Here is a 26,983-nt window from a genome sequence, read left to right as displayed (position 1 = left end):
CAGGAGGTGGCGGCCGGGGCCGGCGCGGGAGCGTGGAGCCATGACACAGACCGCGCACCTCCCCGCCCCGGCGCCCGCCGCCGGCCACCGTCCGAGCGCCGCCCGCCGGGCGCTGCGCGCCCTCGCGATCCTCGCCTGCCTCCCGTACATCTCGCTCAAGGTCGTCTGGGTGGCGGGCAGCGAGATCGGCATCCCGGCCGGGAGCGCGCTCCTGGAGCACCGGCAGATGATGGTGATCGCCAACTCGGTCTCGGTGGTCGCCGACGTCCTCGTCGTCGTGCTCGCCCTGCTGCTCACCCAGGCCTGGGGCCGGCGGTTCCCCGCCGGGCTGCTCGCGCTCCCCATGTGGGCGGCGACGGGGCTGCTCACCCCGATCATGGCCGGCTACCCGGCGCAGCTCGCGGTCGCCCTCGTCACCGGCGACGAGAAGGCCGCCGCACCCAGCGAACCCTTCCTGGACGACTGGGTCTTCGGTGTCGTCTACGGCGGGTTCATCCTCCAGGGCCTCGCCCTCGGCACCCTCTTCGCCCTGTACGCCCGGGACCGCTGGGGCCAGGTGTGGCAGGGACGGCTCCGCGACCTGTCCGCCCGCACCTCCGGGCCCGGGGCGCGCGCCCTGGCCGTGGCCGGCGCGGTCGTCGCGCTCGTGCCCGCCGCGCTGCACCTGATGTGGGCGGCCGGCTCGACGACGGGCCTGTCCGCCCGGCGGATCGCCGAACGCGACTCCGACTTCTACGTCCTGGAGGCCGAGCGGCTCGGTTTCCTCGCCCTCGCCGTCGTCTTCACCCTCTTCCTGGTGCTGCGCCGGCCCGCCCGGCTCCGGGTGCGCACCACGCTCGCCCTGGCCTGGACGGGCTCGGCCGCCGTGGGCTCCTGGGGCGCCTACATGTCGCTCGTCGCGTTCCTTCCGGAGTCGGATCCGACCAAGTACGTCCCCGGACTCGTACAGCTGTCCTACGCTGGCGACATGATCACCGGGTTCCTTCTCGCCGCGTGCGTGGCGCTGTTCCTGCGGCGGCGGAGCGCCGGGGCGTGAGACCGGTGCGGGCCCTGTTCGGGCAGCGGGCCAGGCTGCGCTGGCTCCATCTGATCCTGGGCGGCGCGCTGTTCATGCCGTTCTGGCTGGTCGGCACCCTGGTCATGGGGCCGTTGCTCGACGACGGCGGCATGTTCGCCGGCGGCCTCGGGACGCAGTTCGGGGCGTACGGGGTGGGGCTGCCGCTCGCCGCGGTCGTCGCGCTCTTCCCGCTGGCCCGCCCGATGTCGGTGGCGGCGGCGCGGGCGCTGTGCGGGGTGCCGGCGGAACGGTTCGCGGACGGTCCGGCGCACGGCCGGGAGGCCAGGACCCGGACGGCCGGCTGGTTCACCCTGCACCTGGGCGCCGGGGCGCTGATCAGCGGGGCGACGCTCGCCCTGCCGCCGTTCGCCGTCGCGGTCCTCGCGCTGCCGTTCTCGCCGGGGCTCCGGGCGTCCGAACTCGGCCGGTTCTGGGGGCTCGACCAGAGCTGGTGGGTCTGGGCGGCGCTCCCGGCGGGCCTCCTGATGCTGCTCGCGCTCGCCGCCGTCGCCGCCGCGACCGGCGCCCTGCTCGCCCGGCAGGCGCCCCGGCTGCTCGGGCCCAGCCCGGCGGACCGGCTCGCGGCAGCCGAACGCCGGGCCGCCGAGGCCGAGTCCCGCAACCGGCTCGCCCGCGAACTGCACGACTCGGTCGGCCACGCCCTGAGCGCGGTCACCCTCCAGGCGGGCGCGGCCCGCCGGGTCCTGGACGGCGACGCGGCCGACCTGGAGTTCGTACGGGAGGCGCTGACCGCGATCGAGGAGACCACCCGGCGGACGGTCGGCGAACTGGACTGGGTCCTGGGCCTGCTGCGCCGGGGCGGGGAGGTCGAGGAGGGCGTGGGCCCGGGACTCGACGCCCTGGAGGCCCTGGTGCGGGGCGCGGGCCCACGGGTGGCGCTGACGGTGGACGGCGCCCTGGGCTCCGTACCGGAGGCGCTGTCCCGGGAGGCGTACCGGATCGTCCAGGAAGGGCTGACGAACGCGGCCCGGCACGCGGGCGGCGCGCCCGTCACCGTACGGCTCGACGCCCGTACCGAGGAGTTGGAGATCACCATGGAGAACCCCCTGCCCGACCGGCCCCCCGTCACCCGGCCCGACGGCGGCCGCGGCCTGCGCGGGATCGCCGAGCGGGCCCGGTTGCTCGGCGGCACCGCCGAGACGGGCCCGGCGGACGGCGTCTGGCGCCTCGCGGTCAGGATCCCCCGGTGACCGCCCCCATCAGGGTCGTCCTCGCCGACGACGAGCGGATGGTCCGGACGGCCCTGCGGGTCATCCTGGACGCGGAGCCCGGACTCGAGGTGGTCGGCGAGGCGTCCACGGGCGCCGAGGCGGTGTCGGTGGTGCGGGCGGAGCGGCCGGATGTCGTCCTCATGGACGTACGGATGCCGGAGATCGACGGGATCCGGGCCACCGAGCAGATCCTCGCCGGGATGGCGGAGCCGCCGCGGATCGTGGTGGTGACGACCTTCGAGAACGACTCCTATGTGTACGACGCGCTGCGCGTCGGCGCGGCCGGCTTCCTCCTGAAGCGGGCGGCGGCCGACGAGCTGGTGAGCGCGGTACGCCTGGTCGCGCGGAGCGACTCGCTGCTCTACCCGGCGGCGGTACGGGGCCTGGCCGCCGAGCACGCCCGCCACCGGCCACGGGTGGCACCGCCGTGGGTGGCACGGCTCACCGAACGGGAGGCGGAGGTGCTCCGCCTGGTGGCGACGGGCCTCACGAACGCCGAGATCGCCGACCGGATGGGCGTCGGCCCGGCGACGGTCAAGACCCACGTGGCGGCGATCCTGTCGAAACTGGGCGCCCGCGACCGCACCCAGGCGGTGATCCTGGCGTACGAGTCGGGGTTCGTGGGGGCGGGCTGAGCCGTGACGGCTCCCACGCGCGCGGGAGCCGTCACGGGCGCTCTACGAGCGCGTGGCGGTCGCGCAGCCGCCGTTGCCCTCGGTGATCGGGCCCGTGCGGTCGTACGGGTCGACCGTCGCGTCAGTCGTTCCGGCGGCCGGGCCTCCCCCGCCGAACTCCGGCCGGAAATAGCCGGTGGTGTCGTCACAGCCGCCGTTCGTCATGTCGGTCTTGTACGACAGGAGGCTGAAGGTCCCCTTCTCGGTGATCACCTTCGAAGGGTCGTCCCAGCTCACCACGGTCTCCCGCCGCACGATCACGCGCACGACCTCGTCGCCGCCGCCGGCCGGCGCGACCGGGTACACGTACGTGACGTCGGCCGTCACCTCCAGGGCCCCGAGCTTCCCCTCCCGGAAGCTCAGCCGGCCACGGGTCTTCACCACGCCCCCGACCGGGCGCGCCTGCGCCGGGTCGAAGCGGCTGAAGAGCATCAGCGGGTCGTGGTCCCTGCCCGGGGTCCGCAGCGAGGTCGTCACGAAGGTAATGACGTCCTGCTGGTGCGGGTTCATCAGGGCGATCGCCTTCGCCGGCCGTGTGCCGCGCAGCACCGCCGGGTCCAGGTTGGAGGCCGCGAGGAAGTCACGGGTCCGGGCGAGCGCCCGCCCCACCTCGGCCTTCGACATCCAGCCGGTCGCCCTGGCGTCGGGCACGGTGATGCCGGCCGTGCCGTCCGCCCAGCGGACCGCCGGGGAGCCCCGGAAGGGCTCGGCGAGAGTGGGCCGCCCGCCCGGCTCGGCAGGAGGCGCCTGGCCCGGCCGCTCCGACTCCTGCGCGAGGGGCTTCCCGGCCGTGTCCCCGTCGCCGGACCAGCCGACGAAGCCACCCGGATCCACCGCCACGACGAGCAGTACCAGCGAGGCCACGAGCCCCGCCACGTACCAGCCCTTCCTCCGCCGAGGCCGCGCCGCGGGCGAGTGCGCGCGCCACGGCGCCGGCTCCGCGGACCCGGCCCGCAGCCGGCCCGCGGCCTCGCGGGCCCGCGCGGACGGCTCCTTCGGCGCGTCACCCGCCCCCTCGACGGAGGTCCGGAGGAACTCCTCCCACACCTCGTCCGGCACGGACGAACCGTCCCGCTCCCCACCCGCGCTCACGCCGACTCCTCACCGCGTCCGTATCCGGCCCCTCCCCAGGGCCCCGGCATGATCGCACAGCGCGGTCCGGCCGACCGCTCGGTCCGGACATGAAGGTTCCCTGAGAAACCGGCCACATCCGGAACGTCCGGCACCGGGCTGTTCGTCCCCAGAAGTGCGATGAACAAGACGATCAGGCACACGTCGGTCTTCGTCCTGATCCTGGTGCTCGCCCTCCTCGGACGGGCCACCTGGGTGCAGGCGTACGAAGGCAAGGCGCTCGCGGACGACTCGAAGAACCGGCGGAAGACCATCGCGCAGTACGCGCAGCCGCTCGGGAACATCGTCGTGGCCGGCTCCCCGGTCACCGGCTCGAAGAAGACGGAGGGCTCGGATCTCGCGTACAAGCGCACCTACACGGACGGCGAGCTGTACGCGGCGGTCACCGGCTACAGCTCGCAGGCATACGGCGCGACCCAGCTGGAGGGCATCTACTCCCCTGTCCTCGACGGCACCGACGACCGGCTGAAGAACCCCCTGGACGCCGTCACACGCAAGCAGCAGGAGCCGGGCACGGTCGTCACCACGATCGACCCGGACGTGCAGAAGGCCGCCTACCGGGCGCTCGGGAGCAAGAAGGGCGCGGCCGTCGCGATCGACCCGGCGACCGGCCGGATCCTCGCCATGGTCTCGACCCCGTCCTACGACCCGTCGAAGATCGCGGGGACGAACGACGGCGACGTCTGGAAGGAGCTGACCACCGACGAGGACAAGCCGCTGGTGAACCGCGCGCTCCGGCAGCCGCTGCCGCCCGGCTCCACCTTCAAGCTGGTCGTCGCGGCCGCCGCCCTGGAGGACGGTCTCTACGGATCCGTGGACACGGCGACGAAGAGCCCCGACCCGTACACCCTGCCGGGCACCCGGACCGTGCTGAGGAACGAGAACGCCTCCGCGCCCTGCGAGAACGCCACGATCCGCACCGCACTCCAGTACTCCTGCAACAACGTCTTCGCCAAGATGGCCGCCGACCTGGGGCAGGACAAGGTGAAGGCGATGGCGGAGAAGTTCGGCTTCAACGACGACGAGCTGGACGTCCCGGTCCGCGCCTACGCGAGCGTGTACCCCTCCGGCATGGACAAGGCGCAGACGGCCCTGACCGGCATCGGCCAGTTCGACGTGACCGCCACCCCGCTGCAGATGGCCATGGTGTCGGCCGCCATCGCCAACGACGGCCTGCTCGCCGCCCCGCACATGGTCTCGCAGGTCGTCGACTCCGACGGCGACACGCTGAACTCGTACGAGGACGGGGACACCGAGCGGATCGTCTCCTCCTCGACCGCCGAGCAGCTGCGCAGCGCGATGGTGACCGTCGTGGAGAAGGGCACCGGCACCAACGCGGCCGTGGACGGCGCCGAGGTGGGCGGCAAGACCGGCACCGCGCAACACGGCGAGAACAACAGCAAGACGCCGTACGCCTGGTTCACCTCCTACGCCAAGGACGCCTCGACCGGGAAGCAGGTCGCCGTCGCGGTGATGATCGAGGACTCGGGCGCGGCCCGCTCCGAGGTCAGCGGCAACGGCCTGGCGGCCCCGGTGGCGCAGAAGATGATGGAGGCGGCGCTGAAGTGACAGGGGGCGGGGGCCGATTGGCCGTCGGACCCCGTCACACGATATGCAGGGGCACACCCCATGATCCGATTACACATTCGAATCATGGGGTGTGCCCCTGCTCTTCGCCCCACCTCTCGTCCCACGGAGGACCGCCGTGCGCCTGCCCCGATCCCTGTCCGGCTGGACCATGGCGGTCTTCGGCGTGCTCGCCGCCGCCCTGGGGGTGGTGGGCCTGGTCGCCCCGGACGCCCTGCTCACCGTCATGGGCTTCGAGCCGGTGCCCGCGGGCCGGCGCGCGGACGGGGACCACACCCTGGTCTTCCTGACGGCCTCCTCGATGGCCGCGCTCAACATGGGCGTCTACTACGTGCTCGCCGCCCTCGCCGACTGGAAGCCGTTCTTCCGCTGGACGGTCCCCTTCCGGCTGCTCACCTGCGCCGTCTTCACCCTCGCGGTCGTCGGCGGCCGCGCCCCGGCCGGCTTCCTCGGCGTGGGCCTGTGGGAGGGGCTCGGCGCGGTGGTGACGGGGCTCGCGCTGCGGTACGAGAAGCGGGCGGCGGCCCCGGCATGAACGACGGCATCCTGGGCGGGCCCGACCCGCTCGCCGGGCTCCACGCCATCGACTGGGCGTCCCACCGTCACGCGTACGGACCGGCGGCGGACGTCCCCGGGCTGCTCCGCGCCCTGTACCGGCCGGACGAGGCCGCCGACGCGGCCGACACGCTCTTCATGAACGTGCACCACCAGGGCGGTTGCGTCGAGTCGGCCGCCGTGGCCGCCCTCCCGTTCCTCGTCCGCGCTGCCGCCGACCCCGCCGTCGCGGCGACGGTACGGATGGACCTGATCGATCTGGTCGCCTGCGTCGCCGCCGAGGGCAACCGGGTCGAGCCCCGCTGGATCGCGCCCGGCTGGGCCGAGGCCTGGGACGCGGCGGTCCCTCTTCTGCTGCCGCTGCTCCACGACCCCGACGCCGGGGTACGGACGGCGACCGTCTCCGCCCTCGGCGAGGCACACGGTCGGGCCGACGAGGTCCTCGCCGCTCTCTGGGCCCGCCAAGACTCGGAGACCGTGTCCCAGGTCCTGTACGGGATCGTGGAGGCGGCGGGCGAACTGACCCCGCACGCCGAACGGCAGCCGGAGCGGTCCGTGGCCCGGCTCCGGGAACTGACCGGCCCAGCTGCCCGGCCCGGGGAACGGCTGCGGGCGGTGGAGGCACTGCGCGCCGCCGCCCCGGGTGACGACGGTCCCGGCCACGACGTCCCTGGCATCGACGGCCCCGGCAGCCCCGGAGGCCATGCTGCCGATCACGCGCGCGTGGTCACCGAGGTGCTTGAAGGCGGCGACCTGGGCGGGCGCTCGGTGACCCAGGCCCTCGACCTCCTCGGCGACGACCGGGCCACCCGCACCACCCTCGTCACCCGGCTGCTCGGGCACCCCGACGCCCCGGTCCGGCGCGGCGCCATGGAGGCGGCGGCCGGGGAGCTGAGCCGCCGGCGCTCGACCGTGCCGCTGCTGCTGCCCGTCGTGGCGGAACTGCTCGACGACCCCGAGCCCGACAACCGGCTCTTCGCCGCCCGGGTCCTCGGCATGTGCGGAACCGCCGCCCTGCCGTGGGCGGACCGGCTGGCGGCCATGACCGGCGACGAGGGCGAGCCGTACCTGCCCGCCCAGGACCACGCCCTCTGGGCGCTCTCCCGGACCGGCGACCCGCGCTGCGCGGAGCCCCTGGCCCGCCGCCTCGCCGGGGAGCGGCTCGGCTTCGCCCTGTACTCGGTGCACTGCGAGGGCTGGTGGACGCACGAACTGAGTCTCCACGAGACGCTCGGTCCGCTCGCCGCCCACGCCGGGCTGCTGCTGCCGCCGCTGCGGGCCGCGCTCGCCGACGCCGGCTCCCTCGACGCCCGGCGCGCCCTCTGCCAGGTCCTGACGGACTGGGGGCCGGCCGCCGCGCCGGCGATTCCCGAGCTGATCGGCCTGCTGGAGACCGACGGCGCCGTCTGGGCGCTGGACGCGCTCGCGGCGATCGGCCCGGAGGCCGCGGCGGCCGTGGACCGGGCGCGGCTGCGGATCCTGCTGCGCGTCCGGCCCCCGGGCCAGCCGTTCGCGCCGGCCGCGCTGGCCATGGCGTACGGACGGCTGACGGGTGACCGGGAGCCGGCCCGCACGCTGCTGCTCCCGAGGCTCGCGGAGCCGTACGGGCAGGACCAGGCCCTGGCCCTGCTCGCCGAACTCGGCGCGGCGGGAGCGCCGTACACGGAACGGCTGCGGGAGCTGGTCCACCAGGACGGCACCGGCTGGCTGCCGCTGCGCGCCGGCGAGGCTCTGTGGCGGGTCACCGGCCGGGCCGACGAGGTGGTGCCGGCGCTGGTGGCGGCGATCGAGCCGTACATCGGCGGGGGCGCCACCCGGGCGGTCACCGAGACGGTGCGGCTGCTCGGCCGGATCGGCCCGGCGGCTGCGCCCGCCGTACCCGCCCTGCGCGCCCTCCTCGACGCCGACGAGCGGCCGGTGGAGCACGGCAGCTGGCGGTCCGTGCCCGACGACGACGCGCTGTGCGCGGCGGCGCGTAGGACACTGGGCGCCGTCTCCGGGGAAACGATCTAGGGCAACCGACCGATCCGGCCGGCCCGCCTCAGACGGCAGCCTTCGGCCATGCGTTGGTATCTGACAGGTGTCGTCGTGTCCGGATTCGGAACGACGGCGATGTGGCTGGTCTCCGGAATCTGGGTCAAGTCCCTCACGGGCTCGGACAGTCTGGCGGCCCTGGCCGCCTTCGCCCTCTGGGCGCCCGTGCTCCTCGGGCCGCTGCTCGGCACGCTCGCCGACCGCGTGCGGCGCAGGCCGCTGCTCGTCGTCCTGAACCTGGCGATGGCGGGCCTGCTGCCCGTCCTGCTGTGGGTGGAGTCGGCGGACAGGGTGTGGCTGCTCTTCGCGGTCCTCGTGCTGTACGGGGCGCAGGGCTCCGTCCATGACGCGGCCGAGCAGGCGCTGGTGGCCTCCGTGGTCGACGAGAAGCGGCTCGGCACGTTCAACGGGCTGCGGATGACCGCGAACGAGTCCATGAAGCTGATCGCCCCGCTGGTCGCCGCGGGCCTCTTCGCCGCGTACGGGGGCGGGCCCGTCGCCCTCCTCGACGCGGCGAGCTTCGCGGCCGCCGCGGTCCTGTTCGCCCTCATGCCGGTCCGGGAGGCGCGCCCCGCCCGGCCGGAGACCCGGAACTGGTGGCGGGAGACCGCCGAGGGCGTGCGGCTGCTCCGGGCCTCCCGGGTACTGCGGCCGCTGGTGGCGACGGGGGCGTTCACGATGCTGCTCGCCGGGGTGAACGGGGCCGCGATCTACGCCGTGGTGGACCGGGGGCTCGGGCACGCGCCCGCGTACGCGGGAGTCCTCTACGCGGTCCAGGGCGTGGGCTCGGTCCTCGCGGGCCTGGTCACCGGCCCGCTGCTCCGCCGGATCCCGGAGCGGGCCCTGGCCGCCGCCGGCCTCGCGCTGTTCGCCCTCGCCGTGGGCGTGCGGGGAGCGCTGCCGTACGAGGCGACGGCCCTGGCGGCAAGCGCGGTCATCGGCCTGGGAATGCCGTGGGTCCTGATCGCGGTGATGACGGCGGTCCAGAAGGAGGCCCCGGCGGAGGCGGTCGGACGGATGGCGGCGACCGCGAACACCCTGGTCATGGCGCCGAACGCGCTGGCCATCGCGCTCGGCGCGGGCCTGGTCGCGGTCACCGACATCCGCGTCCTGCTGCCGCTCCTCGCGGTGGCGGGCCTCGCCTGGGCGACGACGCTGGTACCGGGGGCGCGGCGCGTGCTCTTGACACGCAGCGACGGCTGAGGACGAAGCCCCACGTCACGGCTCCCCCTCCGACCCCTCGCGCGGGCCCGCGCCGTGCAGGGCGGCGCCCCCGCCCGTGTGCGCCCGCGCCCCGGCGGGGCGATACCCCCGCCCACCCGCCGTGTGGGCAGTCGTCCCGCACCCCACCCCCCGTGTGGGCAATCGTCCCGCTGGGGCGGGACGGGTGGGCACACGGGACGGCGCCCTCTAGCGGCGCCTCCGCCTTCCGCGCCCGGACCCGCACCACGTCGTGCGCCGTACCTGCGGGGTGCGGGTCCAGGCTCGGGAGCCTCTGGCGCCGGCAGGGCGCGGGTCCGTTGTGCCCACCCGTTCCGCCCCAGCGGAACGATTGCCCACAACGGGGTGGGCGGGGGCACCGCCCCGGCGGAACGACTGCCCGCAACGGGGTGGGCGGCGCCCGGCGGAGTCACTGGTCACAAGGCCCGGCCTCGCGGTGCGGTGCAGCCGGTGGGCGGGGAGCATGGAGACAGGCGCGCGGCGCGGCGGGAGGAGGCAGTGTGACGGCCGGTTCGTTCCCGGGGACCGCGGGGCGGGTCGGTGTGCCCCTGGACGGCAAGGGACTCCTCGACGTGCTCGGCGTCGCGGCCGTCGTCGTGGACGCCCGCGGCCGCATCGTGCTGTGGAGCCCGCAGGCGGAGACCCTCTTCGGTTTCCGCGCCGACGAGGCCCTCGGCCGCTACGTGGCCCGGCTGATCGTCGGCGAGGATCACCGCGAGGAGGCGAAGCGCCTCTTCGGCGAGGTGCTGCGCGGCGGCCAGGCCTGGGCCGGCACCTTCCCCGTACGGCACAAGGACGGCTCGGTCCGGCGGGTGGAGTTCCGGAACATGCGGCTCACCGACGACCTGGGCGATATGTACGCCCTGGGGATCGCCGCCGACGCCGCCGCCGTCGAGCGGATCGAGACCGAGCTCGCGCTCTCCGACCGGCTGGTCTCCCAGTCGCCGATCGGCCTCGCCGTACTCGACACCGAGCTGCGCTACGTCCTGGTGAACCCCGCCCTGGAACGGATCAACGGCATCCCGGCGGCGGAGCACCTCGGTCGGCGGATCGCCGACATGCTCCCGCAGGTCGACGCCGAGGCCCTGGAGGCGGCGCTGCGCGGGGTGCTGGCCACCGGGACGCCCGTCCTCGACCACTCCGCGGTGGGCCGGACCCCGGCGGATCCGGAGCACGAGCACAACTGGTCGCTCTCCTTCTACCGCCTGGAGGGATCCGACGGCCGCGTCCAGGGCGTCGCGGCCTCGGTGATCGACGTGACGGAACGGCACCGCGCGGACGCGGACGCCGACCGGTCCCGGCGGCGGCTCGCGCTCATCGCGGACGCCTCGGCCCGGGTGGGCACCACCCTGGAGGTGGAGCGGACGGCCGACGAGCTGGCCTCGGTGGTGGTGCCGGAGCTCGCGGACATCGCCGCCGTCGACGTCCTCGACTCCGTCCTGGCGCTGCGCAGGCCGGGCGCGCCCGAGGAGGGACCGGAGCTGTTCCGGGCGCTCGCGGTGAAGGCCGAGGGCCGCACGGACGCGCTCCCGGCGGCGGACCCGCCGGGGGAGGTCGCGATGTACGGCGCGGACCGGCTCGTCACCCGGTGCGTGCACACGGGTCTGCCGGTCCTGGTGGAGCACGTGGGCCCCGGCGACCTGTCGCGGATCGCGCGCAGCCCCGAGGCCGCGGAGCTCCTCGCGCGCGCGGGGGTCCACTCGTACCTGGCGGTGCCGCTGATCGCGCGCGGCGAGGTGCTCGGCGCGCTCGACCTCAAGCGGGACCGCAACGCGCTGCCCTTCGACGGGGACGACGTCCTGCTGGCGACGGAGCTGGCGGCCCGCGCGGCCGTCAGCATCGACAACGCCCGCTGGTACCAGAGCGTGCGGAACTCGGCGGTGACGCTCCAGCGCAGCCTGCTGCCGGGGTCTCCGCCGCAGCGGGCGGGCCTGGAGGTCGCCGCCCGCTACCAGCCGGCGCACGCGTCGAGCGAGGTCGGCGGCGACTGGTACGACGTGATCGCGCTGCCCGACGACAAGACGGCGCTGGTCGTCGGGGACGTGATGGGCAGCGGGATCGACGCGGCGGCGACGATGGGCCGGCTGCGGACGGCGACCTGCGCGTTCGCGGACCTCGACCTGTCCCCGGCGCAGGTCCTGCGGCATCTGGACCGGATCACGGCGGGCCTGGAGCACTACATCGCGACCTGTCTCTTCGCCGTGCACGACCCCGTGCGGCAGCGGTGCCGGATCGCGAACGCGGGCCATCTGCCGCCCGTCCGGGTCCCGGCGGACGGACCGGCCGAGCTGGTGCGGCTCTCCACGGGGGTGCCGCTGGGGGTCGGCGGCGGCGTCTTCCGGACGGCCCGGGTGCCGTTCCGGCCCGGTGACCTGCTCGTGCTGTACACGGACGGTCTGATCGAGACGCGTACGGAGTCGATCGACGAGCGGCTCGCCCTGCTCGTAAGCCTCCTCGACGAGGAGCGCGGACCGCTCGAGGAGACCTGCGACCGGCTCCTCCGGGCGCTGCGCCGGCCGGGCGCGCCGGACGACGTGGCGCTCCTGATCGCCCGGAGCACGGGATGACGGCGCGCGACCGGGGAACGGGGCGGGGTCGGCCCCAGGCGCAGGGCAAGGGACGTCGTACGGGGACGGGGCTGCGGAGCGTCGCCGGGCAGGTGTTCGCCCTGGAGGCGCTGATCGCGCTCCTGGTGATCGCCGCGGCCGTGTTCGTGACCTTCCATCAGGCGAGCCGGGACACCGATCGGGACGCCCGGATCCGTTCGCTCGCGGTCGCGGAGGCCTTCGCCCACGCGCCCGGCGTCGACGACGCCCTGACCTCGTCCGATCCGACGGCGCAGCTCCAGAGCCGGGCGGAGGCGACCCGGAGGGCCACGGGCGTGGACTTCATCGCGGTCCTGAGCCCCTCCGGGGTGCGCTACACCGACTCGCAGCCGGAGCTGATCGGCCAGAAGGCGACCGGGGACCTCTCGCGGGCGGCCGTGGACGGCGAGGCGTTCACGGAGCTCTTCCACGGCGCGCCGAACGACGCGGTGCGGGCGGTGGTCCCGGTGTTCGACGACCGGGGCCGGCTCGTCGGCATGGTCAGCAGCGGCATCGAGGTGGAGAGCATCTCGCACGCGGTGCAGGGCCGGCTGCCGCTGCTCATCGGAGCGGCGGGCGGCGCCCTGGCGGCGGCCGTGGGCGGGGCCGCGCTGGTGAGTCGGCGGCTGCGGCGGCAGACCCACGGGCTCGGTCCCGCGGAGATGACCCGGATGAAGGAGCACCACGAGGCGGTGCTGCACGCGGTGCGCGAAGGGGTCCTCATCGTGGACGCCGACCACCGGCTGCTGCTCGCCAACGACGAGGCGCGCCGGCTGCTCGGTCTGACGGCGGAGGCGGAGCGGCGGCACGTCTCGGAGCTCGGCCTCGATCCGCGGACGGTGGAGCTCCTGGAGTCGGGGCGGGCGGCGACCGACGAGGTGCACCGGGCGGGCGACCGGCTGCTCGCGGTGAGCGTGCGGCCCACCCTGCAGCACGGCTCGGAGTCCGGGTGCGTGATGACGATGCGGGACACCACCGAGCTGGCGGCGGTGACGGGCCGGGCGGCGGTGGCCCGGGGCCGGCTCCAGCTGCTGTACGAGGCGGGGGTGCGGATCGGGACCACGCTGGAGGTCGTACGGACGGCGGAGGAGCTGGCGGAGGTGGCGGTCCCCCGGTTCGCGGACTTCGCGACGGTGGAGCTGCTCGAACCGGTGCTGCGCGGGGAGGAACCCCCGGAGACGGCGGCCACGTCCACGGAGATGCGGCGGACGGCGCTGAGCGGGCTGCGCCCGGACCAGCCGCTCCAGCCGGTCGGGGACACCGTCCACTTCCACGTCTCCAGCACCCCGATGGCGAAGGCCCTGCACGCGGGGCACGCGGTGGTGGAGCCGGTGCTCGCCGGGGCGGAGGGCTGGCGGGCGCAGGACCCGGAGGGGGCCGCGCAGGCCCTGGCGTACGGGATGCACTCGCTGCTCACGGTGCCGCTGCTCGCCCGTGGGGTGGTCCTCGGGATGGCCAACTTCTGGCGCGCGGACACCCCGGAGCCGTTCGGGGAGGAGGACCTGTCGTTCGCGGAGGAGCTGGCGGCGCGGGCGGCGGTCGCGATCGACAACGCGCGCCGGTTCACGCGGGAGCACGCGATGGCGGTGACGCTCCAGCGGAGCCTGCTGCCGAGGGCCCTGCCGGAGCAGAGCGCGGTGGAGGTGGCGTACCGCTATCTGCCGGCGAAGGCCGGGGTGGGCGGCGACTGGTTCGACGTGATCCCGCTGCCGGGGGCGCGGGTGGCGCTCGTGGTGGGCGACGTGGTGGGGCACGGCCTGCACGCGGCGGCGACCATGGGGCGGCTGCGGACGGCGGTGCACAACTTCTCGACCCTGGACGTGCCGCCGGACGAGCTGCTCGGCCATCTCGACGAGCTGACGGGTCGGATCGAGGACCGGGAGTCGGAGGGGGCGGACGGCGAGGTGCGGCGGCGGGACGAGGGCATCACCGGCGCGACCTGTCTGTACGCGATCTACGACCCGGCGTCCGGGCTCTGCCAGGTGGCGAGCGCGGGGCATCCCGGTCCGGCTCTGGTGGGTCCGGACGGAGGGGTGGAGTTCCCGGAGCTGTCGCCGGGGCTGCCGCTGGGGCTGGGTCTGGGGGATGTGCCCTTCGAGTCGACGGAGCTGCGGCTGCCGGAGGGCAGCAAGCTGGTGCTGTTCACGGACGGGCTCCTGGAGGACCACGGACGGGACCTGGACACGGGGCTCGGGCTGCTGCGGTCGACGCTCGCCCGGCCGGACCGGAGCCCGGAGCAGACCTGCGCGGACGTGCTCGCGACGCTCCTGTCGCCCGCGCCGCGCGACGACATCGCGCTGCTCGTGGCGCGGACCCGGCTGCTCGACCGGGACCGGATCGCCGAGTGGGAGGTGCCCCGGGACCCGTCGGCGGTGTCGCCGGTACGGAACGCGGCGGCGGAGAAGCTGTCGGAGTGGGGGCTCGACGGGCTGGCGTTCACGGCGGAGCTGATCCTCAGCGAGCTGATCACGAACGCGGTGCGGTACGGGGCGGATCCGGTGCGCGTACGGCTCCTCCACGACCGGACGCTGATCTGCGAGGTCTCGGACGGCAGCAGCACCTCGCCGCATCTGCGGCACGCGGCGACGACGGACGAGGGCGGGCGCGGGCTCTATCTGGTCGCGCAGTACGCGGAACGCTGGGGCACGAGGTACGCCCGGCGCGGCAAGACGATCTGGGCGGAACTCCGGGTAGGCGCGAACGACGAACCGGTGGCAATGGCGGTACCGGACCTGGACGCCTTGGAGGACCTGGCGTGGTGAGCCCCCCGTTGTGGGCAGTCGTTCCGCTGGGGCGATGGGGGTCCCCCTGCTCGAGCGAAGCCGAGAGCTTGGGGGAGGGTGGGCACAACGGAACGGCGCCCCCTTGCCGCGCCTAGGCCTCCGCGCCTGAACCCGCACCACCCGAGCGGCACATGGTATACCAAATGGAGCCCCAGTCGCCGCGCCCGAGGGAGACCCCGTGACCCCGCCGCCACCCCACCGCACCGCCACCCTGTTCCACGACGTCCGCCCCTTCGGCGGCCCGCCCCAGGACCTGGTCGCCGTGGACGGGCTCCTGACGGCCGAGGTCCCGCAAGACATCGAGGTCGACCGCATCGACGGCGCCGGCCGCCTGGCCCTGCCCACCCTGGTCGACGCGCACATCCACCCCGACAAGACCTCCTGGGGCGAGCCCTGGCACAGCCGCCGGCCCGCGCACGGCATCACCGAGTACGTCGCCGGGGACGTGGAGCTGGCCCGCGCCCTGCCGACCCCGGTGGCCGAGCGGGCGCTGCGGCTGATGTCGCACGCCGCCGCGCAGGGCACCCGGGCGGTGCGGGCCCACGCGGACGTGGCCCCGGCGTACGGGCTGAGCGGGATCGAGGGGGTCGCCGAGGCGGCCCGGAAGCTCGCCGCGATCGTCGACGTGGAGCTGGTCGCCTTCCCGCAGCACGGGGTGGTCCGCACCCCGGGGGTGGCCGAGCTCCTGGCGGAGGCCGCGGCGAGCGGGCTCGTCACCCACGTCGGCGGCATCGACCCGGCCGGTTTCGACGCGGAGGGCGGCCGGGAGGGCGACCAGCTCGGCACGGTCTTCGCGCTGGCCGAGAAGCACGGGCTCGGGCTCGACATCCACCTCCACGACCGGGGCGAGCGGGGTCTCGCGCCGCTGCGGGACATCGCGGCCCGCACGCGCGCGCTGGGGCTGCAGGGCCGGGTGAACGTGGGCCACGCCTTCGCGGTCGCGGCTCTCTCGGAACGCGAACTCGACGAGACGGCGGACCTCCTGGCGGAGGCCGGCATCTCGCTCACGACGGTCGCCCTCTCCGCGACGACGATCCTGCCGTTCCGGCGGCTCGCCGAGCGCGGGGTGACGGTCGGTCTCGGCTCGGACGGGGTCCGGGACAGCTGGAGCCCGTTCGGCAACGCGGACATGCTGCACCGCGCCTGGCTCGCGGCCTGGGCCCTGGACGCCCGGCTCGACTCGGACCTCGAGGCCTGCTTCCGGCTCGCGTCCGACGGCGGCGCGGACCTCCTGGGCCTCCCGAAGTCCGACCTCCTGCCGGGCTCCCCCGCCGACTTCATGCTCGTCGACGGCGAGTGCCTGCCACAGGCGGTGGTGGACCTGCCCCGCCGTGACCTGGTGGTCCGCGCGGGCCGGGTGGTGGCGCGGGACGGCCGTCTGGTGTGACGGCTCACGGGGCGGGGGCCGGCCCCCGCCCCGTAGGCGCGATCAGTCCCGCTCCACGTCCACCGTCGTGAGCGAGGCGTACCGCTCGGGATCCCGGCGCCGGATGCGGAGGGCCACGAGGAGGCCGGCCGCGAGGACCACCGGCAGCGGCACCAGGAGGGCCGTGTTCACGGCGCCGGTGCGGCCGGTGAGCAGGTCGAAGTGGACCACGGCGAGGACGGTGAGCAGGGCGAGGCCCGCGCAGGAGATCAGCGGCGCCCAGACGACCCGGGCGGCCGAGAGGCCCATCCGGTCGCGCCGGAAGTAGGCCCAGACGGCGAGCGCGGCGAGGGCCTGCATGCCCATGATGCCGAGGACGCCGACGCTGTTGGTCCAGAGGAAGACCTCGCCGTACGGGTCGGCGGCGAGGAGGGCCCCGGCGCCGACGACGGCCAGGTTGAAGCCGGTCTGGGCGACGACGGCGCCGCCGGGCGAGCCGTGCTTGCCGGAGACCGTGCCGAGGCGGCGGGGCAGCAGGCCCTCGCGTCCGAGGGCGTACAGGTAGCGGGCTCCGGCGTTGTGGAAGGCGAGGGTGGCGGCGAAGGCGCTGACGATGATGAGGCCGTGCATGGCGTCCGCGAGCCAGGGTCCCGCGTACAGTTCGGCGGCCTTGAAGGTGAGTTCGGGTCCGTCGGCGGCGCGGGCGAGCTCCACGGCCCTGTCGGTGCCGAAGGCGCCCATGATCAGCCAGCAGCCGAGGGAGTAGAAGACGGCGAGGAAGCCGATCGCGATGAAGGTGGCCCGGGGCACGGTCCTGCGGGGCTCGCGCACCTCCTCGGCGAAGATCGCGGTGGCCTCGAAGCCGGTGAAGGCGCCGATGACCAGGACGAACATGCCCGCGACGCCGCCCGCGGCGAGGGTGGAGGGGGCGAAGGACGCGGTGTCGAGGGCGGCGGTGCCGCGCTCGCCGAGGATGCCGCCGTCCATGACGACGAGCGAGAGGACCTCCAGGACCAGGGCGATGCCGAGGACCTTGGCGCTGAGCGTGACCTTCAGCCAGCCGAGCACGCCGACGGCGAGCACGCAGAGCCCGGAGAGCAGCCACCAGGGCACGTCGGCGCCGGTGGCGTCGCGTACGGATCCGGCGGCGAAGTAGCCGAAGGCGGCGGCGACTCCGGGGGTGACGAGGTTGTACGAGACGACGGCGACGTAGGCGGTGCCGACGCCGAGGGTGCGGCCGAGGCCGCGGGCGACGTACGCGTAGAAGGCCCCGGCGTTGCGGACGTGCAGGCTCATCGCGGTGAACCCGGCGGCGAAGAGGGCGAGCAGGGCGCCGGAGACGAGGTAGGCGAGCGGGGCGCCGGGGCCGCCGATGCCGATGGCGAAGGGGGCGACACCGGCGAGGACGGTGAGCGGCGCGGCGGCGGCCACGACGAAGAAGACGAGGTCGAAGGTGCCGATGCGGCCGGCGGCGAGCCGGCCCGCCGTCTCCTGTGCCGTTCCCGGCGTCGTACGAGGGGTGGTGTCGGTGGTCATGCGGGCGCTCCGGCGGACGGGACGAGCGTGGGGTACGTGTCGTCGGCGAAGGGTCCGACGACGTTTCCGGCGTGCAGCACGAGGAGCCGGCGGGGGTGGGCGGCGACGGCCTCGGGGACGGAACCGGCGGCGACGGCGACGAGGTCGGCGCGGGCGCCGGGGGTGATGCCGTAGTCGTCGAGGCCGAGGGCTGCGGCGGCCTCGCCGGTGACGAGGGAGGCGGCGAAGGACAGTTCGGGGTCGGTCATGAGCCCGGTCCTGAGGCCGATGATCGTGGCGCGTTCGAGCATGTCGGCGGTGCCGTAGGGCCACCAGGTGTCGCGGATGTTGTCGGAGCCCGCGAAGACCCGGACGCCGTGCTCGCGCAGCCGGTGGACGGGCGGTACGGGACCGCTCGGACCGTTGGTCATGATCGCGACGCCGGCGGCGGCGAGGGCGGTGGCGGTGCGGTCGAGTTCGGTGTCGTCGACGTCGCCGAGGGCGTAGGCGTGGCTGACGGCGACCTTGCCGCCGAGGCCGAGGGCGGCGGTGCGGGCGGCGATGTCCCGCAGCTGGGCGGTGCCGGTCTCGCCGCCGTCGTGGAGGTGCAGGTCGATGCCCTTGCCGTGGCGCTCGGCGAGGCCGAAGACGGTGTCGAGCTGGCCGGCGGCGTCGCCGTCGAAGCCCACCGGGTCGAGGCCGCCGACGAGGTCGGCGCCGTCGGCGAGGGCGGCGTCGAGGAGGTCGGCGACGCCGGGCGCGGTGACGACGCCGGACTGCGGGAAGGCGACGAGCTGGATGCCGAGCCGGTCGCGGAACTTCTCGCGGACGCCGAGGAGGGCGTGCAGGTGGTCGAGGCCCGTGTCGGGGTCGACGTCGACGTGGGAGCGGACGTGTCCGGTGCCGAGCGAGACCATCCGGCGGGCGAGGGCTGCGGCCCGCTCGGCGACGGGCACCTCTTCGGTGTGCCGGGAGGCGCGCTCGGCGGCGATCTGCTCGTGCAGGGTCGCGGTGGTCCGGTGCGGGCGCCAGGGGGCGCCGAGGAGGGTCTTGTCGAGGTGGGCGTGGCCGTCGACGAGGGCGGGCAGCAGCAGGGCGCCGCCGAGATGGAGCGCGCCGGGCGGGGTGGGGCGGTCCGGGACGTGCGCCTCGACGGCGCTCACCCGGCCGCCCTGGAGGTGGACGTCGGCGGTGCGGCCGTCGGGGAGGGTGGCCCCGAGGAGGGCGGTGGGCCTGGGCGGGGCGGAGGCCTCGCTCATGGTGTCTCCTTCGCGAAGTGCGGACGAGTGGCAGGGGCGCGCGTCGGGATCCCCCTGGTGACCGCGGTGTGGCGCAAAGGTAATTGGTATACCGAATACCAGGCAATGCCTGGAGGCACCTCAGTTCGGCACACGCCCGAACCGGTCTGCGAAGATCGGGGAACCACCACCGTCTCCGCCCTCCCGACTGGAGCCCGCCCGATGAGCACCCCCCGCCCCACCGGCCCCGGCACCGCCATCGGGGACACCCACCTGTCCCTGCGGGAGCGGGTGTACGTGGAGCTGCGCGAGCGGATCATCGAGGGCGACTACCCGTCGGGGCTCCGGCTCGTGGAGCGGGAGATCGCCGACGAGCTGCGGGTCTCCCGGGTGCCGGTGCGCGAGGCGATGCAGCGCCTGGAGTCGGAGGGCTTCCTCTCGGTGCAGCCGCGCCGGGGGTCGGTGGTGGCGGAGTTCGGCCCGGAGGACGCCGAGTACCTCTTCGACGTGCGGGAGAACCTGGAGGGCCTGGCCGCACGGCTCGCCGCCCGGCACGCGACCCCCGAGCGGCTGCGGGACCTGGAGCGGCTCCTGGCCCGGGGGCGGAAGGCGGCGGAGTCCGGGCGGCTCCGCGAGGCCGTCTCGCTCAACGCCGACTTCCACCGCCGGATCGTCGAACTCTCCGGGAACCCGCTCCTGGTGGACCTGATGACCCCGCTCGACTCCCGGCTGCGCCGTCTCTTCCGGCTCACCTCGGCACAGGCGGACGGCGAGCCGATGTGCGGTGCGCACGAGCGGCTCTACGAGGCCGTCCGCGACCGCGACGAGGACGGCGCGGAGGCCCTGGCCCGCGCCCACGTCGCCGACACCCGCGCCTCGACGCAGCGCCTCCTGGCGGCGCTGCCGGACGCTCCCCAGCCGCCGGACGCCCCCTAGGAGGGCTGCAGTTCCCGCAGGGCCGTCCGGACGGCTGCCAGGTCCTCGTCCGAGGCCAGGCCCGCGTGGTAGAGGCGGAGCTCGGTCGCGCCCGCCTCGCGCGCGTGCTCGGCGTCCCGGGCCAGCGACTCGGGGGCGCCGCCCATGCCGGCGACGATCGGGAGGTTGGCGGCGAGGACGGTCCCCGCGCGCGCGTGGCCGACGAAGTCGGCCAGCTTCGGCGGGCGGGCGACGACACCGTCCGCGAGGCCCAGGACGTGCGCAGGGTCGGTGCCGGCGTCGGCGCCGCAGCGGTACGGGTCGGGGTCGGCGTGCAGCAGAACGCGGAAGCCGGGCGGGGCTGCGGCGCGCACGGCGGCGACGGCGGCCTCCTGGAAGGCACGGGCGGTCCGCGCGCGCCAGGCGAGGGCGGGGGCCTCCAGGGCGCCGAGCCCGCCCGCCGGTCCCGCGCCGGTCCACACGGGCTCCAGCGCGGCGCGCACGGCGGCGGCCAGTTCACCGGGGTCGGCGCCCTCGTCCCCGTACCCCTCGCGACAGGAGGGGCAGAAGCAGAGCGACATCAGGAGCTGCTCGCGCTCCCCCAGGGCGATTCCGGCGGTCTTGTCGTGGGCGTGCAGGTGGGCGAGGCCGTACCAGCCGCAGGACTCCAGTTCCGTGCCGGCCGCGCCGGGCCGGACGGCGGCCTCGGCGGCGAGGTCGACGAGGAGGGCGCGGACCTCGGGGCGGGCGATGCAGGGGGCCCACGGGTAGCGGTCGCCGTGGGCGTTGACGACGGAGGTCTCGGGATGTTCGGCGCCGAGGCGGGAGTTGTGCGCGAGGACGACCCAGCTGTGCACCTCCAGGCCGGTGGCGGCGAGGGCCTCGGCGGCCCGTCCGTAGGCGTCGCCGGGGGCCCACTCCCCCGCCGGGTACGGGCGGAGCGCGCGGCCCGCCCAGCGGCCGGGGTCCGGCGGGTAGAGCACGGCGGCGTGTCCGGCGGTGACGATCCGGTGGGCCGGGTGACGGGGGCTCAGCGCCCGGGTGGAGTGGTAGGCGGCGGCGAGGGTGACCTGCGCGAGGCCGAGGTCGGCGAGGAGCCCGGGCGCGCCCGGGTCGCCGTCGACGTCCCAGGGGTAGAGGAAGGCCCCGGCTCTCATGCTTCCCGCGCTCCCGGCTCTCGTGCTCCCCGCGCTCCCGGGGCTCGTGCTTCCCGCGCTCCCGCGGCTCGTGCTCACGCGCCGAGCTCCTTCACCAGGGCGCGGCCGCGCTCGACGAGCCGGGCGAGCGCGTCGAGGTGCTCGGGGGCGGGCTCGCTGAGCGGGGGCCGCACCGGGCCGACGTCGAGGCCCTCCATCCGTACCGCCGCCTTGACGAGCGAGACGGCGTATCCCCTGCCCTGGGCACGGAGCTCGACGAACGGCCGGTAGAAGCCGTCGACGAGCAGGTTGACGGTGGTGTCGTCGCCCGAGGCGAGGGCGCGGTGGTAGGCGAGGGCGAGGTCGGGGGCGAAGCAGAAGACGGCGGAGGAGTAGAGGGTGACACCGATGCCCCGGTAGGCGGCGCCGGTGAGTTCGGCGGTCGGCAGGCCGTTGAAGTAGAGCAGGTCGAGCCCTTCGGCGCGGACGGCGCTGACGATCCGCTGCATGAGGCCGAGGTCGCCGAGGCCGTCCTTGAGGCCGATGATGCCGTCGGTGCGGGCGAGGGCGACGGCGGTGTCGGGGGTGAGGACCGCGTTGTCCCGCTGGTAGACGATGACGTCGAGCGAGGTGGCGGCGGCGAGTTCGGTGTAGTGGCGGAGCAGCCCGGCCTGGTCGGCGACGACGAGGTACGGGGGCATGGCGAGGAGCCCGTCGGCGCCGGCCTCCTCGGCCAGGCGCGCGTACCGGACGGCGAGGGCGGTGCCGTAGCCGGCGCCGGCGACGACGGGGACGCGTCCGGCGGTCTCCTCGACGGCGGCGGCGACGCAGTCCCGGAACTCCTCGGGGGTGAGGGCGTGGAACTCGCCGGTGCCGCAGCAGGCGAAGACGGCCGCGGCGCCCGCGTCGACGCCGGCGCGGACGTGGGCGCGGAAGGTGTCGAGATCGACGGAGCCGTCGGGTGCGAAGGCGGTGACGGGGAAGAACAGCAGGCCGTCGAGGCGGCCGGCGAGCGGGGCAGTGGTCACGGGCGCTCCCAGGAGTCCGTCGTGCACAGTTATGACTTTCATCCATATGCATGAACGCTGACCTCACGCACGCTAGAGCAGCGCCGATCGGCCGGTCAAGGCGATTGCCCACCTCCGTCAAGGATCTTGACGCTCCGTCGGACGCCTCCCTAGCGTGTCCACGGTTGTGAACGACACTCAAGTGACTGGTACTCGACGGAGGAGACCCGCTCCATGACCGCACCCCGCACCGTCCTGCTCACCGGCGCCGCCGGGGGCGTCGGCACGCTGATGCGGGAGCTGCTGCCCCCGTACGGCTACGAGCTCCGCCTCCTGGACGTCCAGCCCGTGCAGGGGGCTCCCGACGCGATCGTCGCCGACCTCGCGGACCGCGCCGCACTGCGCGAGGCGGTCCGGGGCGTCGACGCGATCGTGCACCTGGCGGGCATCTCCCTGGAGGCCGACTTCGAGAAGATCCTGGCCGCCAACATCACCGGCACGCACCACCTCTACGAGGCCGCCCGCGAGGAGGGCGTCCGGCGCGTCGTCTTCGCCTCCAGCAACCACGCCGTCGGCTTCACCCGGCGCCCGCGCGACGGCGAGCCGCCGATCCCGGTCGGCACCCCGCACCGGCCCGACACCTTCTACGGCCTCTCCAAGTGCTTCGGCGAGGACCTGGCCCAGCTCTACTGGGACCTGCACGGCGTCGAGACCGTCTCCCTCCGCATCGGCTCCTGCTTCCCGGAGCCCACCTCGGTACGGATGCTCTCGATGTGGCTCAGTCCCGCCGACTGCGCCCGCCTCCTGCACGCCGCGCTCACCGCCGAGGACGTGGCCCACACGGTCGTGTACGGCTCCTCCGCCAACACGCGCGCGTGGTGGGACCTCTCCACGGCCCGGGCGCTCGGCTACGCGCCGCAGGACGACTCGGAGGCGTACGCGGAGAAGCTGATCGCCGAGAAGGGCCTCCCGGCGGAGGGCAGCGCCGACGACCTCTACCTGGGCGGCCACTTCTGCGTGGACCCGCCCCGCTGGCCGCACTGAACGGGCCGCACCGCACTGGGGATACGCAGGACCCGGCCGGACTGATACGGGGGAGCCGGCCGGGGCCCGGGTCACCGTGCGCCTCGGCGCACGTGACCAGCTCACCGTAGGCGCGGCCGAAGATCATCGCGAGCCACGGAACGCGACACCTGTCCGGATTGCGCGGTGGGTTGGCGCAAAGAAGCGGGTGCAGACGCGCCCCCTGCGCCCCTCCCGGTGGGGCGCCCGCCCCCGTTCCCGGTCGGGCGCCCGCTTGCTGTTCCCGGTCAGGCGCCCGCTCTGAGCGTCCGGGACGGGGACTCGCCGAACTTCTCCCGGTAGCGGGCCGCGAACCGCCCCTGATGGGCGAAGCCCCAGCGCCAGGCCACCTCGCTCACGCTCACCTCGTCCGGCGCGGCCGCCCGCAGCTCCTCGCGGACCCGGTCGAGCCGCACCTCCCGCACGTACGCCATCGGCGACATCCCCACGTACTCCCGGAAGGACTCCTGGAGGCGGCGGACGCTCACCCGGCCCAGGGCGGCGAGTTCGGTGGTCGTGAACGGGTGCTCCGGGCGCTCCCGCACCGCGTCCATCGCGCGCTTGACCGGGGCCGGGCGCAGCGCCTCCCCCGGGTGGGCGAGCGCCTCGCGCCAGGGGTGCTCGGCGGCCAGGAGCAGCCCGTTGAGCAGCGCCTCCTGCAGGGGCCGCGCGACCAGCTCGTGCGTGGCGAGCCCCTCCCCGGCGAGCGCCTCGGCGGCGACCTGGCGGGCGAAGCGCACCCAGCTGAGGCCGGGGCCGCGCGTGATGTCCAGGTGGGGTGCGAAGACGAGCGGGCCGCGCGGCGCCCGGCCCATCAGCTGTTCGAGGCGCTCGCGCAGCTCGGCCGCCCCGACCTTCACGGACAGGCTCCGGCAGTCCCCGGTCCAGCGGTCGAGGAAGGTGTCCCCGGCCGGGTCGAGCAGCAGCGCCTCGCTCGCCGTCGCGACGATCGGGGAGCCGCCGCCCTGGCGGATCTCCATCCTCCCGCTCAGCGGCGCGTTCAGGTGGTACGCGCCGAGCTCGCCGAAGCTCATCCGCACATCGGCGCCGCAGCTGAGGTCGCCGATGACCAGCGGCCCGAGCGTCACGGTGTCGAAGCGGGCCGCGAAGGGCCGCCGCTCCCGGTCGACGACGGCCATGCGGTTCGCGTAGTACCGCGCGTCGAGCTCCTCGCGCGCCTCGTCCACGTCGTCCGTCCGGAACGAGTTCCCGCCCTCAGCACCCGCGCCGCGCGCGGCCCCCACACTCCCCATGGGCCACAAGAATATTCATATGACGGATCTGACCGGGAACGGCAGGATGCGCGGCATGCCACGACCCCATGGATTCGCCTACGAGCAGCGTCGCGACGGCTCCGTCGTCCTCACCCACCAGGGCCGCGCCGCGGGCGTGCTGCGCGGTGGGCGGGCCGGGAAGTTCCTGGCGGAGGTGGAGGCGGGCGACGCCCAGCTGGTCATGGCCCGCTGGACGGGCTCGTACCGCTTCGGGAACGAACGGCAGGCCAGGAGCCACCCGCGTAACCAGGGTGGCCGAACCGGTCGCGGGTAAGGGAACGGCAAAGGGGGCCGGATCGTTAGCCCTGGCATGACCGCTATGACCCCCGGCTCGAACATCCCTCTCACCGCCGCGCGCGTGGCGGTGGACGTGGCCGCCCCCGTGCGGCTCGACGTCTCGGGCCTGCTGCTCGGCGCCAACGGCAAGGTGCGCTCGGACGACGACTTCATCTTCTACAACCAGCCGGCCGGGCCCGGTGTCACCTACCGCTCCGGCGGCGGGGCCGCGCCCGACGCGATCCTGGTGGACACCGGCGCCCTGCCCGCCGGCATCGAGAGGATCGTCGTCACCGCGAGCCCGGACGCCGCCGGCCAGACCTTCCAGGGCATCGAGCCCACGGCCACCCTCCGCAACGCGGACGACGGCTCCGTGATCGCCACGTTCACGCCGCCGCAGCTGGCCACGGAGACGGCGCTCGTGGTCGTCGAGATCTATCTGCGCAACGGCGCGTGGAAGGCCCGCGCGGTGGGCCAGGGGTACGCGAACGGGCTCGCCGGCATCGCGACCGACTTCGGCGTCTCGGTGGACGACGAGCCCGCCGCCACCCCCGCCCCGGTCGCGCCGGCGCCGGTCGCCCCGGCCCCCGTCGCCCCGCCGGTGCCGCCCGCGCCGCCCGTCGCCCCGGTCGACCCGCGCATCGCGGCCCCGGTGCCGCCGGCCCCGGCCGCCGCCCCCGTCTCCACGGGCAAGATCAACCTCGACAAGGGCCGGGTCAGCCTCCAGAAGAACCAGACGGTGTCCCTGGTCAAGGGCGGCCGCCCGCTGCTCTCCCAGGTCAAGATGGGCCTCGGCTGGGAGCCCGCCTACCGGGGCAAGGACATCGACCTGGACGCCTCCGTCATCGCGTACGGTCCGCAGCGCAACCACCTGGACAGCTGCTACTTCGGCAAGCTGACCATCCTGGGCGGCTCGGTCAAGCACTCCGGCGACAACCTCACCGGCGAGGGCGCCGGCGACGACGAGGTGATCACGGTCGACCTCGGCCGGCTCCCCGCCGACGCCACCGGCCTGGTCTTCACGGTCAACTCCTTCTCCGGCCAGAAGTTCACCGAGGTCGCCAAGGCCTACTGCCGGCTGATCGACGCGGCGACGGGCGAGGAGCTGGTCCGCTTCGACCTCACCTCCGCCGAGCCCCAGACCGGCGTGATGATGGCCAAGCTGATCAAGCAGTTCTCCGGCGAGTGGGAGATGACGGCGATGGGCGAGTTCGTGAAGTCGCGGACCGTCCGGGGCATGGTGAAGCCGGCCGCCCAGGCGCTGTAGGCCTCGGAGAAGCGCGCGCTGCGGACCTCAGAACAGCGCGCTGTAGGCGTTGAGGGCGGGCTGGCCGCCGAGGTGGGCGTAGAGCACGGTCGAGTCCCGGCCGATCTCTCCCCGGCCCACCAGATCGACCAGACCCGCCATCGACTTCCCCTCGTAGACGGGGTCGGTGACCATGCCCTCGGTGCGGGCGGCGAGCCGCATCGCGTCGAGGGTGGTCTCGTCCGGGACGCCGTACACCCCGGCGTGGTAGCGCTCGTCCAGCTCGACGTCGGCCACCGTCACCTCGCGCTCGACGCCGATGAGGGCGGCGGTGTCCCGGGCGATCCGGGTGATCTGCTCGTGCGTCTGTACGGGCTTCGCCGAGGCGTCGATCCCGATGATCCGGCGGGCCGGGCCGCCCTCCTCGGCGAGCGCGGCGAAGCCCGCGACCATGCCGGCCTGAGTGGAGCCGGTCACCGAGCAGACGACGACCGTGTCGAAGAAGACGCCGAGCTCCCGCTCCTGCTCGGCCACCTCGTACGCCCAGTTCGCGAAGCCGAGGCCGCCGAGGCGGTGGTCGGAGGCGCCCGCCGGGATCGCGTACGGCTTCCCGCCGCCCTCCTCGACCTCCCGCAGGGCCTGCTCCCAGCTCTCCTTGAAGCCGATGCCGAATTCGGCCTTCACCAGGCGCACGTCGGCGCCCGCGAGGCGGCTGATGAGGATGTTTCCGACCTTGTCGTAGACGGAGTCGGGCCAGTCGACCCAGCTCTCCTGGACGAGGACGCACTTGAGGCCGGCGCGGGCGGCGACGGCGGCGACCTGGCGGGTGTGGTTGGACTGGACCCCGCCGATGGAGACGAGGGTGTCGCAGCCCTGCGCGAGGGCGTCGGCGACCAGGTACTCCAGCTTGCGGGTCTTGTTCCCGCCGTACGCGACACCGGAGTTGCAGTCCTCGCGCTTGGCCCAGAGGGCGGCGCCGCCGAGGTGATGGGTGAGCCGTTCGAGCGAGTGGACCGGGGAGGGCCCGAAGAGCAGCGGGTAGCGGTCGAAGTCGGTGATCGGCAAAGCGGCTCCCGGTGAGTGCGACGA

21 protein-coding genes are annotated in these 26,983 nt (G+C 74.8%); 14 read left to right on the top strand and 7 right to left on the bottom strand.

All coding sequences use genetic code 11. From position 1 onward, the window contains the following. The first annotated feature begins 40 nt into the window (after window positions 1-40). Genes AC07AW_RS37225 through AC07AW_RS37215 form a run of 3 tightly spaced genes read left to right on the top strand, consistent with a single transcriptional unit; the run spans window position 41 to window position 2,924 of the window. Window positions 41-1,036 (top strand): hypothetical protein, encoded by a 996-nt coding sequence (locus AC07AW_RS37225; RefSeq protein WP_478819881.1) that lies wholly within the window; start codon window positions 41-43, stop codon window positions 1,034-1,036. Continuing rightward, a complete protein-coding gene (locus tag AC07AW_RS37220; RefSeq protein ID WP_478819880.1) occupies window positions 1,033-2,268 on the top strand; it encodes a sensor histidine kinase in 1,236 nt (411 codons plus the stop codon). The genes AC07AW_RS37225 and AC07AW_RS37220 overlap by 4 nt, the downstream gene beginning before the upstream one ends. A gap of 38 nt (window positions 2,269-2,306) precedes the next feature. Next, window positions 2,307-2,924, top strand: coding sequence for a response regulator (locus AC07AW_RS37215; RefSeq protein ID WP_478819959.1), 618 nt, complete (start codon window positions 2,307-2,309; stop codon window positions 2,922-2,924). 42 nt (window positions 2,925-2,966) lie between these two features. On the opposite strand, the gene AC07AW_RS37210 is transcribed toward AC07AW_RS37215, so the two are convergent. After that, window positions 2,967-4,055 carry a hypothetical protein gene (locus AC07AW_RS37210; protein ID WP_478819879.1) on the bottom strand — a complete coding sequence of 363 codons (1,089 nt, stop codon included), beginning with the start codon at window positions 4,053-4,055 and terminating at the stop codon, window positions 2,967-2,969. 159 nt (window positions 4,056-4,214) lie between these two features. On the opposite strand from AC07AW_RS37210, the gene AC07AW_RS37205 reads away from it, so the two are divergent. The 7 genes from AC07AW_RS37205 to AC07AW_RS37175 all read left to right on the top strand — a co-directional run bounded on the left by AC07AW_RS37205 (window position 4,215) and on the right by AC07AW_RS37175 (window position 16,246). Further along, the gene (locus AC07AW_RS37205) at window positions 4,215-5,663 is read left to right on the top strand and encodes a peptidoglycan D,D-transpeptidase FtsI family protein (RefSeq protein ID WP_478819878.1); all 1,449 of its coding nucleotides are present in this window, start codon (window positions 4,215-4,217) and stop codon (window positions 5,661-5,663) included. 169 nt (window positions 5,664-5,832) lie between these two features. Next, the gene (locus AC07AW_RS37200) at window positions 5,833-6,216 is read left to right on the top strand and encodes a hypothetical protein (protein ID WP_478819958.1); all 384 of its coding nucleotides are present in this window, start codon (window positions 5,833-5,835) and stop codon (window positions 6,214-6,216) included. Continuing rightward, a complete protein-coding gene (locus tag AC07AW_RS37195; protein WP_478819877.1) occupies window positions 6,213-8,249 on the top strand; it encodes a hypothetical protein in 2,037 nt (678 codons plus the stop codon). Before AC07AW_RS37200 ends, AC07AW_RS37195 begins: the two co-directional genes overlap by 4 nt. A gap of 48 nt (window positions 8,250-8,297) precedes the next feature. After that, window positions 8,298-9,473 carry an MFS transporter gene (locus AC07AW_RS37190; RefSeq protein ID WP_478819876.1) on the top strand — a complete coding sequence of 392 codons (1,176 nt, stop codon included), beginning with the start codon at window positions 8,298-8,300 and terminating at the stop codon, window positions 9,471-9,473. 518 nt (window positions 9,474-9,991) lie between these two features. Further along, window positions 9,992-12,058 carry a SpoIIE family protein phosphatase gene (locus tag AC07AW_RS37185; protein ID WP_478819875.1) on the top strand — a complete coding sequence of 689 codons (2,067 nt, stop codon included), beginning with the start codon at window positions 9,992-9,994 and terminating at the stop codon, window positions 12,056-12,058. Next, window positions 12,055-14,838, top strand: a complete 2,784-nt coding sequence (locus tag AC07AW_RS37180; protein WP_478819874.1) for a SpoIIE family protein phosphatase — start codon at window positions 12,055-12,057, stop codon at window positions 14,836-14,838. Before AC07AW_RS37185 ends, AC07AW_RS37180 begins: the two co-directional genes overlap by 4 nt. 199 nt (window positions 14,839-15,037) lie before the next feature. Beyond that, window positions 15,038-16,246 carry an amidohydrolase gene (locus tag AC07AW_RS37175; protein ID WP_478819873.1) on the top strand — a complete coding sequence of 403 codons (1,209 nt, stop codon included), beginning with the start codon at window positions 15,038-15,040 and terminating at the stop codon, window positions 16,244-16,246. Between the two features lie 42 nt (window positions 16,247-16,288). On the opposite strand, the gene AC07AW_RS37170 is transcribed toward AC07AW_RS37175, so the two are convergent. After that, complete coding sequence (locus AC07AW_RS37170) at window positions 16,289-17,761, bottom strand: APC family permease (protein WP_478819872.1); 1,473 nt, start codon at window positions 17,759-17,761, stop codon at window positions 16,289-16,291. Continuing rightward, complete coding sequence (locus AC07AW_RS37165; RefSeq protein ID WP_478819871.1) at window positions 17,758-18,999, bottom strand: amidohydrolase; 1,242 nt, start codon at window positions 18,997-18,999, stop codon at window positions 17,758-17,760. The genes AC07AW_RS37170 and AC07AW_RS37165 overlap by 4 nt, the downstream gene beginning before the upstream one ends. Window positions 19,000-19,200: 201 nt before the next feature. Between AC07AW_RS37165 and AC07AW_RS37160 the strand changes: the two genes are divergently transcribed. Next, entirely contained in the window at window positions 19,201-19,914 is a 714-nt protein-coding gene (locus AC07AW_RS37160) for a GntR family transcriptional regulator (protein ID WP_478819870.1), read from the top strand. On the opposite strand, the gene AC07AW_RS37155 is transcribed toward AC07AW_RS37160, so the two are convergent. After that, window positions 19,911-21,050 carry a hypothetical protein gene (locus tag AC07AW_RS37155; protein ID WP_478819869.1) on the bottom strand — a complete coding sequence of 380 codons (1,140 nt, stop codon included), beginning with the start codon at window positions 21,048-21,050 and terminating at the stop codon, window positions 19,911-19,913. The two genes, AC07AW_RS37160 and AC07AW_RS37155, sit on opposite strands and share 4 nt — an antisense overlap. A 74-nt stretch (window positions 21,051-21,124) precedes the next feature. Further along, the gene (locus AC07AW_RS37150) at window positions 21,125-22,057 is read right to left on the bottom strand and encodes a 5-dehydro-4-deoxyglucarate dehydratase (RefSeq protein ID WP_478819868.1); all 933 of its coding nucleotides are present in this window, start codon (window positions 22,055-22,057) and stop codon (window positions 21,125-21,127) included. Window positions 22,058-22,270: 213 nt separating this feature from the next. Here AC07AW_RS37150 and AC07AW_RS37145 point away from each other — a divergent pair, with 213 nt between their 5' ends. Further along, window positions 22,271-23,080, top strand: coding sequence for an NAD-dependent epimerase/dehydratase family protein (locus tag AC07AW_RS37145; protein ID WP_478819867.1), 810 nt, complete (start codon window positions 22,271-22,273; stop codon window positions 23,078-23,080). Window positions 23,081-23,346: 266 nt separating this feature from the next. On the opposite strand, the gene AC07AW_RS37140 is transcribed toward AC07AW_RS37145, so the two are convergent. Further along, complete coding sequence (locus AC07AW_RS37140; protein WP_478819866.1) at window positions 23,347-24,351, bottom strand: AraC family transcriptional regulator; 1,005 nt, start codon at window positions 24,349-24,351, stop codon at window positions 23,347-23,349. A 55-nt stretch (window positions 24,352-24,406) separates the two neighbouring features. On the opposite strand from AC07AW_RS37140, the gene AC07AW_RS37135 reads away from it, so the two are divergent. Then, window positions 24,407-24,646: a hypothetical protein gene (locus AC07AW_RS37135; protein ID WP_392153259.1), complete on the top strand. Its 240-nt coding sequence runs from the start codon at window positions 24,407-24,409 to the stop codon at window positions 24,644-24,646. Between the two features lie 36 nt (window positions 24,647-24,682). Beyond that, window positions 24,683-25,915, top strand: a complete 1,233-nt coding sequence (locus tag AC07AW_RS37130; RefSeq protein ID WP_478819865.1) for a TerD family protein — start codon at window positions 24,683-24,685, stop codon at window positions 25,913-25,915. A 27-nt stretch (window positions 25,916-25,942) separates the two neighbouring features. On the opposite strand, the gene AC07AW_RS37125 is transcribed toward AC07AW_RS37130, so the two are convergent. Further along, a complete protein-coding gene (locus tag AC07AW_RS37125; RefSeq protein WP_478819864.1) occupies window positions 25,943-26,959 on the bottom strand; it encodes a 1-aminocyclopropane-1-carboxylate deaminase in 1,017 nt (338 codons plus the stop codon). Between the last annotated feature and the right edge of the window lie 24 nt (window positions 26,960-26,983).

Source organism: Streptomyces sp. NPDC044003, from assembly GCF_056435185.1.
Note: the sequence above shows the minus strand (reverse complement) of the source record. Positions and strands in the feature narration are given on the sequence as shown.

Excerpts from the sequence above, each read along its gene's own strand:
- AC07AW_RS37225 (WP_478819881.1), top strand. The coding sequence starts at position 41 with ATGACACAGACCGCGCACCTCCCCGCCCCGGCGCCCGCCGCCGGCCAC.
- AC07AW_RS37215 (WP_478819959.1), top strand. The coding sequence starts at position 2,307 with ATGGTCCGGACGGCCCTGCGGGTCATCCTGGACGCGGAGCCCGGACTC.
- AC07AW_RS37205 (WP_478819878.1), top strand. The coding sequence starts at position 4,215 with ATGAACAAGACGATCAGGCACACGTCGGTCTTCGTCCTGATCCTGGTG.
- AC07AW_RS37200 (WP_478819958.1), top strand. The coding sequence starts at position 5,833 with ATGGCGGTCTTCGGCGTGCTCGCCGCCGCCCTGGGGGTGGTGGGCCTG.
- AC07AW_RS37195 (WP_478819877.1), top strand. The coding sequence starts at position 6,213 with ATGAACGACGGCATCCTGGGCGGGCCCGACCCGCTCGCCGGGCTCCAC.
- AC07AW_RS37190 (WP_478819876.1), top strand. The coding sequence starts at position 8,298 with ATGCGTTGGTATCTGACAGGTGTCGTCGTGTCCGGATTCGGAACGACG.
- AC07AW_RS37180 (WP_478819874.1), top strand. The coding sequence starts at position 12,055 with ATGACGGCGCGCGACCGGGGAACGGGGCGGGGTCGGCCCCAGGCGCAG.
- AC07AW_RS37170 (WP_478819872.1), bottom strand. The coding sequence starts at position 17,761 with ATGACCACCGACACCACCCCTCGTACGACGCCGGGAACGGCACAGGAG.
- AC07AW_RS37165 (WP_478819871.1), bottom strand. The coding sequence starts at position 18,999 with ATGAGCGAGGCCTCCGCCCCGCCCAGGCCCACCGCCCTCCTCGGGGCC.
- AC07AW_RS37160 (WP_478819870.1), top strand. The coding sequence starts at position 19,201 with ATGAGCACCCCCCGCCCCACCGGCCCCGGCACCGCCATCGGGGACACC.
- AC07AW_RS37155 (WP_478819869.1), bottom strand. The coding sequence starts at position 21,050 with ATGAGAGCCGGGGCCTTCCTCTACCCCTGGGACGTCGACGGCGACCCG.
- AC07AW_RS37145 (WP_478819867.1), top strand. The coding sequence starts at position 22,271 with ATGACCGCACCCCGCACCGTCCTGCTCACCGGCGCCGCCGGGGGCGTC.
- AC07AW_RS37140 (WP_478819866.1), bottom strand. The coding sequence starts at position 24,351 with ATGGGGAGTGTGGGGGCCGCGCGCGGCGCGGGTGCTGAGGGCGGGAAC.
- AC07AW_RS37135 (WP_392153259.1), top strand. The coding sequence starts at position 24,407 with ATGCCACGACCCCATGGATTCGCCTACGAGCAGCGTCGCGACGGCTCC.
- AC07AW_RS37130 (WP_478819865.1), top strand. The coding sequence starts at position 24,683 with ATGACCGCTATGACCCCCGGCTCGAACATCCCTCTCACCGCCGCGCGC.